The organism is Arthrobacter sp. JB02-1C (assembly GCF_057748045.1).
In genome coordinates this window covers 3,399,749-3,415,671 of sequence record NZ_CM173235.1, presented here as the reverse complement: position 1 = coordinate 3,415,671, position 15,923 = coordinate 3,399,749, and the positions used below count along the sequence as shown (strand labels likewise).

10 protein-coding genes are annotated in these 15,923 nt (G+C 70.6%); 5 read left to right on the top strand and 5 right to left on the bottom strand.

Annotated features, from left to right (window positions below):
- The first annotated feature begins 6 nt into the window (after nt 1-6).
- Nucleotides 7-984 (top strand): bifunctional DNA-formamidopyrimidine glycosylase/DNA-(apurinic or apyrimidinic site) lyase, encoded by a 978-nt coding sequence (gene mutM, locus AC3ANP_RS16000; protein ID WP_488331109.1) that lies wholly within the window; start codon nt 7-9, stop codon nt 982-984.
- On the opposite strand, the gene AC3ANP_RS15995 is transcribed toward mutM, so the two are convergent.
- From AC3ANP_RS15995 to AC3ANP_RS15985, 3 genes are read right to left on the bottom strand one after another with little or no spacing between them, the layout of a single operon-like run.
- On the bottom strand, nt 936-1,940 hold the full coding sequence (locus tag AC3ANP_RS15995; RefSeq protein ID WP_488331108.1) for an NAD-dependent epimerase/dehydratase family protein: 1,005 nt from the start codon (nt 1,938-1,940) through the stop codon (nt 936-938). The genes mutM and AC3ANP_RS15995 overlap by 49 nt on opposite strands.
- The gene (locus tag AC3ANP_RS15990; protein WP_488331107.1) at nt 1,937-4,609 is read right to left on the bottom strand and encodes an alpha/beta fold hydrolase; all 2,673 of its coding nucleotides are present in this window, start codon (nt 4,607-4,609) and stop codon (nt 1,937-1,939) included. Before AC3ANP_RS15990 ends, AC3ANP_RS15995 begins: the two co-directional genes overlap by 4 nt.
- On the bottom strand, nt 4,603-5,625 hold the full coding sequence (locus AC3ANP_RS15985) for a 3-oxoacyl-ACP synthase III (RefSeq protein WP_488331106.1): 1,023 nt from the start codon (nt 5,623-5,625) through the stop codon (nt 4,603-4,605). Before AC3ANP_RS15985 ends, AC3ANP_RS15990 begins: the two co-directional genes overlap by 7 nt.
- A gap of 265 nt (nt 5,626-5,890) precedes the next feature.
- Here AC3ANP_RS15985 and smc point away from each other — a divergent pair, with 265 nt between their 5' ends.
- Nucleotides 5,891-9,490 carry a chromosome segregation protein SMC gene (gene smc, locus AC3ANP_RS15980; protein ID WP_488331105.1) on the top strand — a complete coding sequence of 1,200 codons (3,600 nt, stop codon included), beginning with the start codon at nt 5,891-5,893 and terminating at the stop codon, nt 9,488-9,490.
- A gap of 23 nt (nt 9,491-9,513) precedes the next feature.
- Nucleotides 9,514-10,722, top strand: a complete 1,209-nt coding sequence (gene ftsY, locus AC3ANP_RS15975; RefSeq protein ID WP_488331104.1) for a signal recognition particle-docking protein FtsY — start codon at nt 9,514-9,516, stop codon at nt 10,720-10,722.
- A gap of 105 nt (nt 10,723-10,827) precedes the next feature.
- On the opposite strand, the gene AC3ANP_RS15970 is transcribed toward ftsY, so the two are convergent.
- Nucleotides 10,828-12,534 (bottom strand): glycoside hydrolase family 5 protein, encoded by a 1,707-nt coding sequence (locus AC3ANP_RS15970; protein WP_488331103.1) that lies wholly within the window; start codon nt 12,532-12,534, stop codon nt 10,828-10,830.
- 130 nt (nt 12,535-12,664) lie between these two features.
- A complete protein-coding gene (locus AC3ANP_RS15965) occupies nt 12,665-13,813 on the bottom strand; it encodes an MFS transporter (protein WP_488333089.1) in 1,149 nt (382 codons plus the stop codon).
- 319 nt (nt 13,814-14,132) lie between these two features.
- On the opposite strand from AC3ANP_RS15965, the gene AC3ANP_RS15960 reads away from it, so the two are divergent.
- Both AC3ANP_RS15960 and AC3ANP_RS15955 read left to right on the top strand, forming a co-directional pair.
- Nucleotides 14,133-15,515: an ammonium transporter gene (locus tag AC3ANP_RS15960; protein ID WP_488331102.1), complete on the top strand. Its 1,383-nt coding sequence runs from the start codon at nt 14,133-14,135 to the stop codon at nt 15,513-15,515.
- Entirely contained in the window at nt 15,512-15,850 is a 339-nt protein-coding gene (locus AC3ANP_RS15955) for a P-II family nitrogen regulator (RefSeq protein WP_488331101.1), read from the top strand. The genes AC3ANP_RS15960 and AC3ANP_RS15955 overlap by 4 nt, the downstream gene beginning before the upstream one ends.
- Nucleotides 15,851-15,923: the final 73 nt, after the last annotated feature.

Genomic DNA, 15,923 nt, shown 5'->3' with positions numbered 1-15,923 from the left:
CCCCCGTTGCCTGAACTGCCCGAGGTGGAGGTAGTCCGACGCGGCCTGGTGAACTGGGTCCGCGGCCGGACCATCACCGCCGCGCAGGTCCTCGACCCGCGGTCCATCCGCCGGCACGCGCTCGGCGCCGAGGACTTCGCCGGCAACCTCGAAGGCGCCCGCGTGCTGGACGTGGTCCGGCGCGGAAAGTTCCTCTGGCTCCCGCTCACGGACGCCCCGGCGCCGGCGGGTCCTTCCGGGACCGCCAGTCCGGCAGCGCCCGCGCCGAAGGTGGCGCTGATGGCACATCTGGGCATGTCGGGGCAGCTCCTGATGCAGGACGCCGGCGTCCCGGACGAGAAACACCTGAAGGTCCGGCTGCGGCTCAGCGCCGCGGCCGGAATGCCGGAGCAGCTCCGGTTCGTGGACCAGCGCATTTTCGGCGGACTCTTCCTCACCTCGCTGATCCCGACTCCCGACGGCGGACCCGGCGGCCTGGCCGAGACCCCACTGCCGCTGATCGCCGAGGAAGCCGCGCACATCGCCCGGGACCCGCTGGACCCGCAGTTCTCCTTCGAGGAGTTCTACCGCCGGCTCCGGGCCCGGAAAACCGGGCTCAAGCGTGCCCTGCTGGACCAGGGCCTGGTCTCCGGGATCGGGAACATCTATGCGGACGAGGCGCTCTGGCTCGCCAAACTGCACTACGCCCGGCCCACGGACACGCTGCGCCGGGCCGAGGCCCGCCGCGTGCTCGACGCCGCCCGCGAGGTCATGACGGACGCCCTCGCCGCCGGCGGCACCAGCTTCGACTCGCTCTACGTCAACGTCAACGGGGCCTCCGGCTACTTCGAGCGGTCGCTGAACGCCTACGGCCGCGTGGGCCAGGAATGCCGGCGCTGCGCCGCGGCCGGAATCGTCAGCCTGATCAAACGCGAGCAGTTCATGAACCGCTCGTCCTACACCTGCCCGGTGTGCCAGCCGCGGCCCCGCAACGGCCGCTGGTAGTAGCCGGCCAGCCTGGCCAGGCCCTCATCGAGTGAGACCGCCGGAGCCCAGTCGAGCAGCTCCCGGGTTTCGCGCTGGTCGAACCAATGCGCGGTGGACAGCTGCTCGGCCAGGAACCTGGTCATCGGCGGTTCCCCGGCCCGGCCGGCCCGGGTCCAGGCCCGCTCCACGACCGAGCCCGCGGCCCGCGCGATCCTGCCCGGCACCCGCCACGACGGAGCCGGCACGCCGCCGGCGGCACAAATTCCGGCCAGCAGCTCACCGACCGGCCGCGGCTCGCCGTTGCTGACCACCAGAGCCCGCCCGTGGATGTGCTCCATCCGGTGCAGTGCCGCGGTGATCGCCGCCGCCGCGTTGTCCACGTAGGTGGTGTCAATCAGCGCCGCCCCGGCATCGAGCAGCGGCAACCGGCGGCGGCCGGCGCGTTCGAGCACCCGCTCCACCAGTTGCGTGTCGCCCAGGCCCCAGACGATGTGCGGCCGCACCGCGGCGACCCGGAATTCCGGCGTATCCGCGGCGAGGGCCAGCAGCTCCGCCGTGGCCTTGGTCCGCGAGTAGTCTCCGTGCGCACGGACCGGGTCCGCCGGTTCGGCACCCAGCCCGGCGATGGCCGCCCCCGAATTGGCGACCGACGGGGAGGACACGAAGACCAGGTCGGGGACGCCGGCGTCGCGGGCGGCCGCCAGCAGGACGCGGGTGCCTTCGACGTTGACCTCCTCGAAGTCCGCCGGCCGGCCGGTGAAGGACACCTTTGCGGCGAGATGGATGATGCCTTCGGCGCCGGCCACGGCGCGGCGCACGGCCGCCGGGTCCGTGACGGACCCGGCGAGGTCTGCGGCGCCGTCGATCCCCGAGGGGCGGCGTTGGAACGTGCTGACCTGGTGCCCCTGATCCACCAGCAGCCGGGCCACGGCGCCGCCGAGCAGGCCGCTCGCGCCGGTGACGAGCACTCTCACGGCGTGCCCGGACGGCCGCCGGCCAGCACCCGCGAAGCCCAGCGGGCGAGCCGGGTCCTGTCGATCTTGGCGTTGTGGCGGATGTCCGTCGGCTGGGCAGGAACGGCCAGCACGGCGGCCAGCTCGATCCCGGCCAGGCGTGCCGCGGCACGCACCCGGCCGGCCAGCGCCGGCGCGGCAGGGCCGGCGCGGCGCGCCGGCGGGACGGTCTCGACGACCGCGACGATGGCCTGCGTGCCCGCGGGGCCGACCCCGACGACGGCGGCGAGGCCGACGTCGTTCACGCCGGCTTCGATGGCCTGCTCGGCCCCCACCGGGGTCACGACAGTACCGGGCGCCGTCACCACGTGCACCAGCCGTCCCTCCACCCAGAGCCGGCCGGCGGCGTCGAAGTGCCCGACGTCGCCGGTGCGGTGCCAGCCCGGCGTGCGGGCGCTTTCCCGCTCGGTGAGCCAGAGCCGGTCGTAGGCCTGCTTCACGTGCGGGGCGCTGACCAGGATTTCACCCGTCACGCCGGCGTCCGTGACCGGGCGGCTGCCGGGTGCGCTGCCGTCAGCCGTGAGCGGGACGACGGCGACGCGGGCGCCGTCCACCGGCAGCCCGACGCAGACGCCGTGGCCCGCTCCCGGAACGGTCCCGGCGGCGGCGTCGGCCGTGGCCGCGCGGATCTCTTCGAAGCTGATGTCCGTCACGGGCAGCGCCTCGGTCATGCCGTACGGGGTGTGCAGCGAGGCAGCCGGAAGCAGCTGCTGCACTTGGGCGAGGAGGGCTTCGGGGACGGGGGCGCCGGCTGAGAGCAGCAGTTCCACCTGTGCCAGGGCACGGCGGCCGGCGTCGTCCAGCCCGTCCCGGGTTGCCAGGACGTTGCGGAGCGTGGCGGGTGAGGCGAACACCACGGTGGCGTCGATGGCGGCGGCGGCTGCTGCCATCGCCCGGGCGGTCAGCGTCCGGGGGGCGGTGACGTCCATGGCAGGCGTCACCGAGACCGCTCCGAGCGCCGGGCCCAGCAGGGCGAACGGGGCGAACCCGGCCACCAGGCGCGCTCCCGGCCGGATCCCCAGCGTGGCGGCCACGGTATCGCGCATCGCCCCCAGTTGTCGGTGCGTGTAGAGCACGCCCTTCGCCGGGCCGGTCGAGCCGGAGGTGAAGAGGACGGCGGCGGGTGCGTCGGCGGCCGGTGCCGGGAATGCCTGGCTGGTTTCGGTTCCGCGGCGGGCCAGGGCGGCGAGGGAGGTTTCGACGCCGAGCAGGCGGCGGCGGGCGGCCGGCAGGTCCCGCACGCTGATCCGGCGGCCTGGCCAGCCGAACACGGAGGCCGCGGCCAGGGCCTTGTCGATGCCGACCAGGAAGTCCGGGGTGGCGCCCTTCACGGCGCGGCTCAGCCCGCGGGTGCCCAGGCCGGCGTCGGCAACGACGACCACCGCGCCAAGCCGGAGGCAGGCGTACAGCACCACGGTCAGGTCCACCCCGGGCGGGACCATCAGGCTCACCCGGCTGCCGGGGCCCACTCCGGCCCCTTGCAGGCCGGCCGCGAGGCCGGCAATCTGCTGCTCGAGCTCCCGCCAGCTCAGGGACCGGGACACCGAGCCTTCGGCGGACATCTCCGCGACGGCGGTGTCCCCGGCGGACGGACCAGCGGCCAGTGCGGTGAGCGGCGCCCATAACGGCGGTGTCCCGGCGTCGTGATGCGGGGGAGTGGAGGCGGGGGGCTTGTCCGGGCTGGCAGCGGTGCCGGGGGCGGGTAGCTGCCCGGCGAGCCAGTCGAACACCGGGGCGGCGATGTCCCGGTCCTCGGCGACCAGGTGCCCGGCGCCCTCGAACCGGTGCACCTGGGCGTGCGGCAGCCGGGAGATCAGGTCCTTGAGGTAGCGGTCCGAAAAGATCGGGTCCCGAGGGCCCCACAGCATCAGGGCCGGAACCGTGAGCCCGCGCAGGCCCTCGGCCACGCCGTTGAGCTCGGCGAAGCTGGGGTGGGCCGGTCCGGCCGGAATGTCGGCCACGAAGTTCCCGACGCCGTCGCGGCGTCCGGCGCCCCGGTAGGGGGCCTGGTAGGCGGCGCGGACTTCCGGGGCCAGCGCCGGGCGGGCGAGTGCATGGGTCACCCGGAGGAAGGCGTCGGAGGTGACGGTTCCCCAGCGGTGCACGGCCGGGTGCAGGGCGAGCCGCAGCGCCGGGGGAATGGGGCTGCCGGCGGGCTGGTGGACAGCGGTATTCGTCAGCACCACCCCGGCGAGCTGCTCCGGGTGCGCCAGCGCCCAGCCGAGGCTGATCACGCCGCCCCAGTCATGGCCGACGGTGACCACGGGGCCGTCGAGTTCCAGCGCGGCGGTAAGGTCGGCCAGGTCGTTGATCCGGTCGGCCAGGCGGCGGAAGGTGCCGGTGCGTTCGGAGAATCCCATGTCGAGCTGGTCCACGGCGACCACGCGCCAGGGGTGGGCCGGGTCGGTTCCGGCGGCCAGCAGGCTGCGCCACAGATAGGACCAGGTGGGGTTGCCGTGCACGCAGAGTAGGGTGCCGGCAGGGGTGAGGCCGCGGCGGGCGAGCTGGTCCCCGTTATCGAGCAGGTGCCAGCGGCGGGTCGTGCCGGGCTGGTCCGCGGCGGAGCTGGACGCTACCTCGATTTCCCGTGACCATTCGGGGTCTACGCCGGACCAGCCGGCGGCTACCATACGATTTCCACCATGGCGGTGTTCAGGCCGGATCCGACGCCCATGCACAGGACGCGGTCTCCGGAACCGAGGGTCTGGGCTTCGGCGGCCAGGGTCATCGGCAGCGAAGCGGGACCCACGTTGCCCCAGTGCGGGAACGTGATGGGCACCTTCTCCGGATCCAGGTCGATGGCCTCGATGATCGCCTGCGTGTAGGCGTTGCTCACCTGGTGGGTGACGTACCGGTCCATCGCGGTCCAGTCCCATTCGGGCTGCGCCTCATGCCAGGCCTCAACCACGAGCCGCAGGCCGCCGTCGAGCAGGCCCTTGGTGTCGGTGGCCATCCCGTCGATGCCGCCGACGCACAGTTCATGGTGCTCGGTGCCGGCACGCATGACGCCGCCGATGATCCGGTGCGCCCCGGGGTGCTGGTCCGCCGGGCCCATGACTGCCGCCGCGGCGCCGGAGCCCAGGGTGAGGGTGGCGAATTCGCGGTTGAAGTCCGCGCGGGTGGTCTCCGGCCGCGCCAGCCGAGCCAGGGTGGCTTCCTGCGTGGCCTGGGCGTCCTCTCCATTGACAATCACGGCGTACTTGATCTGCCCGCTGTCGATCATGTTCGCGGCCAGCGTCATGCCGTTGACGAAGCCCAGGCACGCGTTGGCCAGGTCGAAGTTCATGGCCGAGGACGGCAGGCCCAGCCCGTGGTGGATCTTGACCGCGACGGACGGTTCAAGGCTGCGCCGCGTGACCGAGGTGTTGATCAGCAGACCCACCTCCGAGGCTTCGATGCCGGATTCGGCCAGAGCCTTTGCCCCGGCCTCGATGGCGGCGTCGTCGAACGCTGTCCCGGGCGCCCACCAGCGCCGGTGCGTAATACCGGCCACCCGTTCGAGCAGCTTGGGCGGGAACTTCAGCCGGCTCAGGGTAGGGGCCAGCCTTCGGTCGAAGTCCGCGGAACTGACGATCTTCGGAGCTTCGACGCTGCTTACCGAGAGCAGTGCTGTGTTGCTATGCCGGAATGTTGCGTTCCCTACCAAATCAAGCCTCTGTTCGTATCTGTCCTGCGCTCCGGCAGTAGGTCGCACCCTTCAAGCACAAGCCCAAGAGCTTAACTATGCCCGTTCCAGGACCATTCCCGCATGCCGGGATCAGCACCAACTGCGGCTTCGCACGGCTTTGCGCGGAATTGTCACAGCTCCGCAGTAGATTGTAAGTACCCGGAGCCGTCCAGCACACCGTGCGCACCAAAGTTCACAGCTGAATCCGCAACCACGCCCCGCCGAGCAGGAGACCAGAACCGCCTTGCATCTCAAGAGCCTGACCGTCCGGGGATTCAAGTCGTTCGCTTCGGCGACGACCTTCGAATTCGAACCCGGCGTCACCGCTGTGGTGGGACCCAACGGTTCGGGCAAGTCCAATGTGGTGGACGCACTGTCCTGGGTCATGGGCGAACAGGGTGCCAAGACCCTGCGCGGCGGCAAGATGGAGGACGTCATCTTCGCCGGTACGTCCGGGCGGCCACCGCTGGGACGCGCACGCGTCTCCCTCACCATCGACAACAGCGACGGCGCGCTGCCCATCGACTACAGCGAAGTGACCATCTCCCGCACTCTGTTCCGCGCCGGCGGCTCCGAATACGCCATCAACGGGGCAAGCTGCCGGCTGCTGGACATCCAGGAACTGCTCTCCGACTCCGGCCTGGGCCGGGAGATGCACGTCATCGTCGGGCAGGGACAGCTGGACAAGGTCCTGCATGCCACCCCGGAGGACCGCCGCGGCTTCATTGAGGAAGCCGCCGGCATCCTCAAGCACCGCCGCCGCAAGGAAAAAACAGTCCGCAAGCTCGAAGCCATGCAGGCCAACCTGGCCCGGCTTAGCGACCTGACCGGGGAGATCCGCCGCCAGCTCACCCCGCTTGGAAAGCAGGCCGAAGTGGCCCGCCGCGCCCAGACCGTGCAGTTCGAGGTCCGTGATGCCCGCTCCCGGCTGCTCGCGGACGATCTGGTCCAACTACAGACCGTGCTGGACCAGGACGTCGCGGACGAGACCGCCCTCAAGGCCCGCCGCGCCGTCGTCGAGCGGGACCTCGACGGCGGCCGCCGTCGGCAGGCCACGCTGGAGCAGCTCGCCGCGGAGGCAACCCCAACGCTCAACGCCGCCCGGGACAACTGGTACCAGCTCTCCGCCGCCCGGGAACGGTTGCGGTCGCTCGGGTCCCTCGCCGAGGAACGCCGCCGGCTGCTGGGGGCAGCGGACCCGGCCCCGGACGCCGGCCGGGACCCTGAGCAGCTGGACCGGCAGGCAGCCCGGGTCCGCGCCGAACAGGCCGGACTCGAAGCGCAGATCGCCGAGCGGAGCACAAGCCTAGACGCGGCCACCGCCGCCAAACAGCAGGCCGAAAGCGCCGCAGCCGCCGAAGACCAACGCCTGGCCACGCTGCTCCGCGCCGCCGCGGACCGCCGCGAGGGCCTGGCCCGGCTGGCCGGCCAGGTCGGCGCCGCCAGGTCGCGGGTCGAATCCGCGCAGGCCGAGCTGGGCCGGTTGCGGGAGTCCCAAAAGGCCGGCGAGGAACGCCGCCGCCTCGCCCAGAGCGAATTCACCGCCCTCGAATCCCAGGTTGCCGGCGTGGAGGACGGCGAGGAAACCCTCGACGCCGAATACGAGGCTGCCAGCGAAGCCCTGGACGCTTCGACCGCCGAAATCGACGCCCTGACGGCAGCTGGACGGGATGCCGAGCGCGAACGCGACGCCCTGGTCGCGCGCCGGGATGCCCTGCAGCTGGGCCTGAACCGCAAGGACGGTTCCGGGCACCTGCTGGCCGCGGAGCTGCCCGGCGTGGTCGGCGCCCTGGCGGCCATGCTGACCATTGAACCCGGTTATGAGGCGGCCGTCGCCGCGGCGCTGGGCAGTTGCTCCGATGCCGTGGTGGTCCGCGACGCTGCCGCCGCCGCCGCCGCCGTCGCCCTGCTGAAGGCCGACGACGCCGGCCGGGCCGCGTTGCTGCTGGCGGACGCCGCCGGGGAACCCCAGGCGGAACCGGCGGCACTCCCGGACGGCGCCCGGTGGGCCGCAACCCTGGTCCGGTACGCCGGGGACGGGCGGAAGCGCGCCGGCGCCGCGGCCCCGCTGGGGCAGTTGCTGGCTGGCACCGCCGTCGTCGAGGACCTCGAGGGCGCCGCGCGGCTGGTGGCCGCCCGGCCCGAACTGACGGCTGTGACCCGGGCCGGTGATGTGTTCACCGCGGTTACGGTCAGCGGCGGGTCCGCCACGGCGCCCTCGCTGCTGGAAGTCCAGGCCGCCGTGGATGACGCCGCCGCCCGGCTCGAGAGCCTCGCCGCGGACCTGGAACGCAACCGCTTCGCCGTCTCCGCCGCGCAGGCGCAGCGGGCCGCCGCGCAGGACCGGGCCGACGCCGCCTTGGAGAAGCTGCACGACTCCGACGCGCGGCTCGCCGCCGTCGCCGAACGGCTCGGCCACCTGAATTCGGTGCTGCGCAGCGCCGTCGGGGAAAGCGACCGGCTGGCCGCGTCGCTGGCCCGCGCCGAAGCCAACATCGCTGCGGAGCAGGAGGCGCTGGAGGCCGTCGCCGCCCGGCTGGCCGCCGCGCAGGAAGCCCCCACGGAGGAGGAACCCTCGCCGGAACACCGCGACGCGCTCGCGGCCGCCGCAACGGCGGCCCGGGCCGCGGAGATGGAGGCGCGGCTCTCACTGCGCAGCGCGGAGGAACAGCTGACCGCGATCCGCAACCGGGCGACGTCGTTGGAACGGGCCGCCGCCACCGAACGCCGGGCCCGCGAGGAAGCCGCCGAACGGGCCCGCCGGCGCCGGCTCCAGGCAGGCCGCGCCGCCGCCGTGTCCGCCGCCGTCGAACACGTCATCGGCTACCTTGACGTGTCCGTGGACCTGGCCCGCCGGGAACGCGACGAGGCCGAGGAACGGCGGGAGCAGATGGAACGGGAACTCGCCGACGTGCGCAGCGGCAACGACGCCCTGGCCCGCGAGCTGGCCGACCTGACCGACTCCGTGCACCGGGACGAACTGGCCCGGGCGCAGCAGCGGCTCCGGATCGAGGCCCTCGAACTGCGAAGCATCGAAGAACTGGGCCTGACCCCGGACCAGCTCGTCGCCGATTTCGGCCCGGACCGTCCGGTCCCCGTGGCCGCATCCGAAACGGCGGACAAGTGGGCCGCCCTCCGCGCCCCGGTGGACGAGGAGGGCCGGGAGATCGTCGAGGGAAAGCCGTTCGTCCGTGCCGAGCAGGAGAAGCGGCTCCGCAAAGCCGAGCGTGACCTGTCCGCCCTGGGCCGCGTCAATCCGCTGGCGCTGGAGGAATTCGCGGCCCTGGAAGAGCGCCACCAGTTCCTCAGCAGCCAGCTCGAAGACCTTAAAGCCAGCCGGAGGGACCTGCTGGACATCATCAAGGAAGTCGACGCACGGGTCCAGAAGGTCTTCGCCGAGGCCTTCGAGGACACCGCCGCCCAGTTCGTCCGGGTCTTTGCCCGGCTGTTCCCCGGCGGCGAAGGCAGGCTGGTCCTGACCGACCCCTCGGACATGCTGAACACCGGCATCGAGGTGGAGGCCCGGCCCGCGGGGAAGAAGATCAAGCGGCTCTCGCTGCTCTCCGGCGGCGAGCGGTCCCTCACAGCAGTGGCCCTGCTGGTGGCCATCTTCAAGGCCCGGCCCTCGCCCTTCTATGTCATGGACGAGGTGGAGGCGGCCCTGGACGACACCAACCTGGGCCGGCTGATCACCATTTTCGAGGAGCTGCGCGAGTCCAGCCAGCTGATCGTCATCACCCACCAGAAACGCACCATGGAGGTCGCGGACGCGCTGTACGGGGTCACCATGCGCGGCGACGGCGTCTCGACCGTGATCAGCCAGCGGCTGGGCGCGGAGGTCTGAGGTGCCTGTGAGAAGCTAGGGGAGTGAACGACATCCTTCCCATCCTCCTGCCCATCCTCGTAGTCCTGGTGGTCCTCGGAGCGCTCATCCCGGTGCTCATGAAGACCCGGAAAAACATCACGAACTACCCGGGAACGCGCGACGCGAACGACCCTGTGCAGGGTTCCGGCGGCAGCACGTTGCTGGAGGACCGGCCGGCGCCGCCCGCCGGCCCGGCCGCCACGGACACCGCCGACCTCGAGGGACTTGAGACCGTCGAGGTGCCGGACAACGTTGCCGGCCTCGAGACCGTCCCGGTCGAGACGCCGCTGCCCGTCGCCGGCCGCCTGACCCGGCTGCGCGAGCGCCTGGTCAAATCCAACAACATCCTGGGCAAAGGCCTGCTCGCCCTGCTCTCGGCAGACAAAATCGACGAAAACGTCTGGGACGAAGTCGAGGAGACCCTGCTGCTGGCGGACCTCGGCACCGAACCGACCATGCAATTGGTGGACGCCCTGCGGGAGCGCGTCAAGGTCCTGGGCACCCGCTCGCCCGAGCACGTCAAGGCCATGCTCCGCGAAGAGCTGATCAAGCTCGTGGACCCCGGCATGGACCGCAGCCTGAACGTGGAACGGCACGCGGACAAGCCGGCGGTGATGATGGTGGTCGGCGTCAACGGCGTTGGCAAGACCACCACGGTGGGCAAGCTGGCCCGCGTGCTCGTTGCCGAGGACAAGGATGTCCTGCTCGGCGCCGCCGACACGTTCCGGGCCGCCGCGGCCGAGCAGCTCGCCACCTGGGGCCAGCGCGTCGGCGTACCGACGGTCAAGTCCGACATCGACGGCGCGGACCCGGCCTCCGTCGCCTACGAAGCCGTCAAGGCAGGAATCGACGGCGAGGTCGACGTCGTGATGATCGACACCGCCGGCCGGCTGCAGAACAAGGTCGGGCTGATGGATGAGCTCGGCAAGGTCAAGCGCGTGATCGAAAAGCTGGCCGAGGTGGACGAGGTCCTGTTGGTCCTGGACGCCACCACCGGGCAGAACGGCCTGAACCAGGCCCGGGTGTTCGCCGAGGTCGTCAACATCACCGGCATCGTGCTGACCAAGCTGGACGGCACCGCCAAGGGCGGCATTGTCGTCGCAATCCAGAAGTCCCTCGGCGTGCCGGTCAAGCTGGTCGGCCTGGGTGAGGGTGCCGACGACCTGGCGCCCTTCGACGCCGAAAGCTTTGTGGACGCGCTGCTGAACTAGGGCCGCCCCCCCAACCAGCGGCCGAACCCAAAAGCTCCCCGACCTGGCCCAGGTCGGGGAGCTTCTGCGTTCCGTCGGGGTACGGGGACGGGGTACGGGGGACGGCTAGTACTTGAAGTTCAGCACCGTCACGGTCCCGGCGGTCAGCTTGAACTTCTGCGTGGCCGACTTGTAGGCGAAGCCGGGGACCGTGGCACGCTTAGCCAGCGGAACCGGTCCGGACTTGGCGCCGTCAATGACCGTCTGGTCCTCGGCCTTGTAGCTGGGGCCGGTGAGCTGGGTCATGGTTCCGGTGACAGCCTTGCCCGGCAAGGTAAGGGTGACGTCCAGCTGGGCGGCTTTCTCGGGGTTGTTTTCGTTGACCAGGACAACCGAGGTGCTGCCGTCCGCGTTCTGCAGTCCGTAGGCGGTCGTCAGACCGCCGCCGTCGCTGGAGGTCTTCAGAAACTTCCCGCCCTCCAGCGCACTGACCATGGCGATGCCGAAGTAGTTGGCCCGGGGCGATAGCACCCCGTTGGACTGCAGGTACGGGCCGCCGCTGCAGACGGCCGACATCGGCGGCCCCCCAACGCAGGTCAGCAGGGAGCTGTGGAAGGCGAGCCTGGATAGGCCGAGCTGCGTTGTGTTCAGGATGTAGTCGGCCGCCCACAGCGCGGAAGCATGTGTTTTCGTAATGTCGTTGGAACCGGGGCAGGTTGAAGCGCCGGTCTCCGGCAGCCACGTTTCAATCCCTGCCGCCCGGCCGATTTTGAGTGCTTCGCCGACGTACTGCACGGCGCGTTCGTGCATTCGGGAACTCATCAAGTTCGACATCACCGGAGAACTGTCAGCGTTCCTGCCATCGCAGCTGAAGAGTCCGTAGTAGTGGAAGGTCAGGATCTTTCGTTGCGGCAGCTTAAGGTCAACGAAGGGCTGCCACCAGCTTTCCTCATAGGTTCCGGGGCCCGAAATCGGCAGGTCGGGTGCGACCTGGTAGATGGCAGCGGCGTAGGCCTGAAGTTCCTTGAGGTAGTCGCCGACCTTGTAGCTCTGCGGCCGGACGCCGTCGGCAGCGTAGCCATTGGGTTCGTTTCCGACGGTGACGCTGAGGAGCCGCTTGCCGAAAATCTTGGCGGCGTGTTTGACGAAGTCAGCGGCCCGCGCAGGGTCGTAGTGGCCGAGATCGACCGTGATGGTCAGCTTGGCGTCGGTTGCCTCCAGCAGCGCCTCCACCCGGGTCAGATCCGCCGGGCCGACGACCCGCGGTACGTGAGCCTTGTCTCCTCGGTAATTCGAGGGTAGGGGTTCGCCGGAGGAGGTCCAGAAAAAGCGACGATCGACGGCCCGGCCGCCAAACCTGAGGAACGGTTGATCCATTTGCTTCAGAAGGGCGACCGCTGAGGGGTTGTCCGCGGCAAGAGCCGGATCGGCCAAGTCTGTAGCCTCGAAGGACATCCCTGCGGTGCTCTTGTTCAGCGTTGCTCCAACAGCGTCCGCTGAGACGCTGACCTTTAGGGGTTCGACGTTTTCCAGCGGAGACCCGGCCGGCGGCCCAGGCTGCTCGTAGTAGGTTACCGGCGGGCCCACCTCAGGCGGCCCCGCTTCAGGCGTCGCGGCCGCCGTCGTTGCTGCGGGTTCCTCCGTGGCGGAGGCTACTGGTGCCGGCGCCGGTGCCGGGTTCCCAGCGGCCAGCGGCACCAGGACCGCTGCGGCCGCGACGACGGCGGCGAGACTTGCGCCGGCGATAATTCCCGCCCGCTTCCGTCTCGTGGTGTTCGCCTTGGCGCGGTCACCGGCGTCGGCGGGCCCGGGGGAAGGGTCGATTCTGGCCATGGGGGTATTGCCTCCGGGAGATCGTGGGAATTGACCCCAGCTTAGCCAATGGATGCAGCCGCGGCGGACCATGCCGAACCAGCGTGCAGCAGGTGTCGATGTCAGCGCCCAAAATGACACCGGCTGCGAGTTAGGTGGGTTTCGGCCGGTAGGTTTCCCGGGCGAGCAGCCAGCCCACAGCGGCCGCGAGCAGGACCCCGCCGGTCACGCCGAACGCCCAGCCGTAGCCCAGGCGGTCCGCGAGCAGGCCGGCGATGACCGGCCCCAGGATGGCGCCGCTGTCCGCGGTCATCTGGAACACCGCCAGCACCCGGCCGCCGGAACGTTCGTTGCCCACGACGTCGGCGATCGCCGCCTGCTGGGCCGGCCCCAGCATCCCCGCCCCGATGCCCGCCACGGTGGAGGCCAGCAGGAACCAGGGCAGCTGCTGGGTCAGGCCGATGCCGCCGGTGGCAAGGCCGGTGACCAGCAGTCCGGAGAGCACCATCGGCCGGCGACCCAGCCTGTCCGTCAGCCGCCCCGAAAACGTCAGCGCCGCCGCGTTGCCAGCCGCGAACACGGCCAGCGCCCAGCCCGCAGACCCCGGGCCGCCGTCGAGCGCCACGACGGCGAACAGCGGGACGGTCGCCATCCGCACCCCGAAGGTCGCCCACCCGTTAGCGAAGCTGGAACCCAGCCCCGCGCGGTATGCGCTGTCCCGCAGCGCCTCCCGCAGCCGCAGCGCCGGAGCCGCGCCGCCGGCGGCCCGGGAACCTGCCGGGACGTGGCTGAGCTGGGTCTGCACGACGGCGGCTGCCAGCACCAGCGCCGCCGCGTAGGCGAGGAACGGGACCCGCAAACCGAAACCGGCCAGCAGGCCGCCCACGATCGGGCCGCAGACATTGCCGATCAGGAAAGCCGAGGCGTAGGCACCGGACACCCGGCCGCGGCTCTCCGGGGGCGCCAGCCGCACCACGAGGGTCATCGACGCCACCGTGAACATCACCGACCCGGCCCCGCCCAGGCCCCGGAAAATCAGCAGCTGCCAGTAGTCCTGGGCGAAGGCGCACGCCGCCGTCGAGGCCGCCACGATCAGCAGCCCCGCCACGTACACCGGACGTTCGCCCAGCCGGACGATCAGCGCCCCGCCCGCCGGGGCGAACACGAGCCGCATGAACGCGAAGATGCTGACAATAACCGCTGCAGCGGTCGCCCCGACGTCGAACGTGGTCGCGAACTGGGGAAGGACCGGCGCCACGAGGCCGAAGCCCAGCGCGATCAGGAACGCTGCGGCCAGCATCACCTTGATGTCCCGTGGCAGCCGGGGGCCGCCGGGACGGCGGAGTCCCCAGGGCAGCCGGGCGCCGTCGGCGGAACGGGTTGCTTTGCTCATGGTGCTGCTTTCGGTGCCTGTGGGAAGCCCGGGGCGGGGATAGACCCTGGAAACATAACCGTAACAAGCGCGAGACGCACCATTTACTTCCCCACGGCTCCCGTAACAAGCCGGCAACGCAATTCTGCGACCGGTGAAACACGGCCCCGGCAAACTTTTCGTAGAACGCAAAAAGGCGTTGGACCGGCGGACCAGTCCGCACCATAAGCAAGAGAGGACGTAGACCATGGAACTCACCGCAGGTCTCGTTTGGCTCCTGGTCGCATCAGCCTTCGTGCTGTTCATGACCCCGGGCCTGGCATTCTTCTACGGCGGCATGACGCGCGCCAAGTCGGCGCTGAACATGATGATGATGAGCTTCGTCGCCATCGGCACCGTCGGTATCACCTGGGTCCTGTGGGGCGCTTCGATGGCGACCAGCAACCAGGACAACTTCTTCCAGATCTTCGCCAATCCCTTCAGCCACTTCGGGCTGCACAACTTCACCGACCCGGCTGACCTGCTGAAAGTCGGCTACGCCGCGACCTTCGCCATCATCACGGTGGCGCTGATCTCCGGCGCGGTCGCGGACCGGGCCAAGTTCTCCGCGTGGGTCATCTTCACCCCCATCTGGGCCACCCTGGTCTACGCACCGCTCGCGTTCATGGTCTGGGGCGGCGGCCTGTTTTCCAAGGATGGCTGGTTCGGCCAGACCTTCGCGCCGGTGATCGACTTCGCCGGCGGCACCGTGGTCCACATCAACGCCGGCGTGGCCGGCCTCATCTTGGTCCTGGTCATCGGCAACCGCAAGGGCTTCGGCAAGGACCCGAACCACCGCCCGCACAACGTCCCGTTCGTCATGCTGGGAGCCGCCATCCTGTGGTTCGGCTGGTTCGGCTTCAACGCCGGCGCCGCCGCCACGGTGGAGCAGGCAGGCCTGATCTGGGTCAACACGCTGGCCGCACCGGCCGCCGCGATGCTGGGCTGGCTCGCGGTCGAACGCTTCCGCGACGGCCACCCCACGTCCCTGGGCGCTGCTTCCGGTGTGGTGGCCGGGCTGGTGGCGATCACCCCCGCCTGCGCCAACGTCTCTCCGCTCGGTGCGATCGCCCTTGGTGTCGCCGCCGGCACCGCCTCCGCGCTCGCCGTCGGCCTGAAGTTCAAGTTTGGCTACGATGACTCGCTCGACGTCGTCGGGGTGCACCTGGTGTCCGGTGTCGTCGGCACCGTTGCCATCGGTTTCCTGGCCACCCCGTCGCAGGGCCCGGCAGGGCTGTTCTACGGCGGCGGCAGCACCCAGCTCGTCGCCCAGGCGCTCGCGGCCCTGTGTTCCATCGTCTTTACCGCGGTCATGACCTTCCTCATCGCCTTCCCGATCCACAAGACCATGGGCTTCCGGGTCTCCCAGGAACAGGAAGCCGTGGGCGTGGACCTGAGCCTGCACGCCGAGACCGCCTACGAGTTCGGCGTCGGCGGCAACGGCGGGAGCTTCCAGCCCCTGCATGAGCTCATCACCGGCAAAGCCCAGGGCGAACCCGCTGAGCTTCCCGCCGCTGAGGTTCCGGCCATGGGGGCCGCGTCCAACGGCAAGAAGGCGGCGGCAGCCGGCAAAGAGAGCGTGGGCGCATGAAACTCATCACAGCCATCGTCCGGCCGGAAAAGCTCGACGTGATTCGGGAAGGGCTGGAAGCCTACGGGGTGCAGGGCCTGACCGTCAGTGCCGCCAATGGCTACGGCCGGCAGCGCGGATACACCGAGGTCTACCGCGGCGCCGAATACAACGTGGACCTGTTGCCCAAGATCCGGGTTGAGGTGCTCGCCACCGACGAGCAGGCGGACGACATTCTGGACGTGATCATCGCCAGTTCGAACACCGGCCGGGCCGGCGACGGAAAGGCCTGGATTGTCGATGTCTATGAGGCAGTGCGGGTCCGCACCGGTGAGCGTGGCGCCGCGGCCGTCTAAGCTGCGGCCCTCCAGCCGCACCGCATCCGCGGATCGCGAATGAGGGCTGCGACAGCGGGCCGGACACCTGCCA